2 pseudogenes are annotated in these 1,154 nt (G+C 57.0%); one reads left to right on the top strand and one right to left on the bottom strand.

The features are described from left to right. Positions 1–586: 586 nt before the first annotated feature. Positions 587–829, bottom strand: a pseudogene (locus DID99_RS38285) (IS6 family transposase); the annotation flags it as partial. A 24-nt stretch (positions 830–853) separates the two neighbouring features. On the opposite strand from DID99_RS38285, the pseudogene DID99_RS36660 reads away from it, so the two are divergent. Continuing rightward, positions 854–973, top strand: a pseudogene (locus DID99_RS36660) (IS5/IS1182 family transposase); the annotation flags it as partial. Positions 974–1,154: the final 181 nt, after the last annotated feature.

Below are 1,154 nucleotides of genomic sequence, written 5' to 3'. Positions count from 1 at the left end.
GCCGCCACCGCCTGCACGCTGGCCGCTTGCAACAACTTCTCGCAGGCCTTGGCGAAGCGCTCCGTCACTCGCTGGTAGCGATGCTGTTTGATCCGGGCCTAGCATCCTCATACGCTCTGGACGGTGGCGCGACGGAATTTCTCACTGCGAACTGGTAGCTGCTCATGTCGCGCATGACATAGCGATCGGGGTCCACCTTGACTACCGCGCCGAAGCGAGCATCGCCGCCTGACGCCAGCACTTGCTCTAGAATATGGGACTTGCCAGCGCCGGGGGCGCCAGCCGTGGCCAAGTAGAGCTTGCGGACCTCGGGCTCAACTTGCGGAACACATGCTAGACGCATCCCTCGGACTTTGTAGTAGTCGGAAACCACTCCGATACGCAGGCTACCTGCGCATTTGTCGTCCCACGATCGGATGACCGATTCCGGAACGATTCCATTAGAGGGCAAATTGCTCAATGGGTTCGAGTTACTAGTGATTGATCTCATTCAAAGGCTTTGTCAAGTCGACGAAAATAAAACGTTTTTACGGCACTGTCAAGTTGAAGAGCGCAAGATAAGTTCATTTCTCAAGCGTAGTTCTCCTTACCAGATGATTCGTTCGGCGGCGGAGACAGTCCATCCATACCGTGTGGCAAAGCGTTCTTTCAATATGGCACGGTGACATTCAGCGTTCACCCGATGTCTCGGTAACGAGAAGTGCCGCCGGATCGGACCGAAGCATGAGAGAAACGCCTGCGTGCGACGCACGTCACGAAAGCCGCGCATTTGGCGCTCGCGCCTGCGGGTTGACTGATGGCTATTCTCGGCACGGTCAAACTTCTTGGCACTGCATGTACGGGAGTTGCTCGATCTGGGTGGTGCTTGTGGGCGCGGCGCACTGACTCGCAGGCGACCGAGGTCGCGATTCGCGTGAGCGTGCTCAACCTTATGACTGAGCTCGCTCGCCCGCTGTCCGTCCGCATTGCCTGACATCACGAACAATGGCTTCACTTCGTCCTCACAAGCAAGCCCTTCAATTCCGTTGCTGCTGCTTGACTGTTGTTCGCTCCCTGCGTACGTTTCGCCATGGTGGTGGAGTTCGGTTGCTGAGCTTGCTACCGTGAGAAAGCAACATTCTCAGTCAACCGCCACCGCCTTCTTCATGCTCCCC

Source organism: Burkholderia sp. Bp8986, from assembly GCF_003854225.1.
Taxonomy (GTDB): domain Bacteria; phylum Pseudomonadota; class Gammaproteobacteria; order Burkholderiales; family Burkholderiaceae; genus Burkholderia.
The sequence above is the reverse complement of the archived record's forward strand: the minus strand, read 5'-3'. Positions and strand labels throughout refer to the sequence as shown.